Origin of the sequence: Paraburkholderia sp. J11-2, from assembly GCF_905220185.1 — a bacterium.
In the GTDB taxonomy this organism is placed as follows: Bacteria; Pseudomonadota; Gammaproteobacteria; order Burkholderiales; family Burkholderiaceae; genus Paraburkholderia.
In genome coordinates this window covers 1-809 of sequence record NZ_CAJMYY010000096.1, presented here as the reverse complement: position 1 = coordinate 809, position 809 = coordinate 1, and the positions used below count along the sequence as shown (strand labels likewise).

Annotated in this window: 1 pseudogene; it reads left to right on the top strand. The window is 63.7% G+C overall.

Going from position 1 to position 809, the window contains the following annotated elements:
• Positions 1-809, top strand: a pseudogene (locus U5A57_RS41315) (hemagglutinin); the annotation flags it as partial.

Genomic DNA, 809 nt, shown 5'->3' with positions numbered 1-809 from the left:
CGACGCGGTGAACGGTTCGCAGCTGTACGCGACGAACCAGAGCATTTCGGACCTGTCGGGCGACATCACGAACATCAACGGTCAACTGGCTGACGCGGTGGCGTACGACTCGTCGGCGCACGACTCGGTCACGCTGGGCGGCACGGGTGCGACCTCGGCAGTGGCGCTGCACAACGTGGCAAATGGCACTCTGAGCGCATCGAGCCTCGACGCAGTGAACGGCTCGCAGCTGTATGAGACGAACACGAATGTGTCGAACCTCGCGGGCAATGTGACGAACCTTGCTGGTGATGTTACGACCATCAACGGCCAGATCACGACCATGCAGGGTCAGCTGGCTGACGCGGTGCTGTACGACACGTCGGCGCATGATTCGGTAACGCTGGGCGGTTCGGGTGCGACTTCGGCAGTGGCGCTGCACAATGTGGCGAACGGCGTGCTGAGCGCATCGAGCCTCGACGCAGTGAACGGCTCGCAGCTGTATGAGACGAACACGAATGTGTCGAACCTCGCGGGCGACGTGACGACCATCAACGGCCAGATCACGAACATGCAGGGTCAACTGGCTGACGCAGTGCTGTACGACTCGTCGGCGCACGACTCGGTGACGCTGGGCGGCACGGGCGCGACTTCGGCAGTGGCGTTGCACAACGTGGCCAACGGTCTGGTGAACGCGTCGAGCTTCGATGCGGTGAACGGCTCGCAGCTGTACACCCTCGCCAGCTCGACGGCCAGCTCGCTGGGCGGCGGCTCGACGGTGAACAGCGACGGCTCGATCTCGAACCCGACGTACGTGGTGAGTGGCGGTA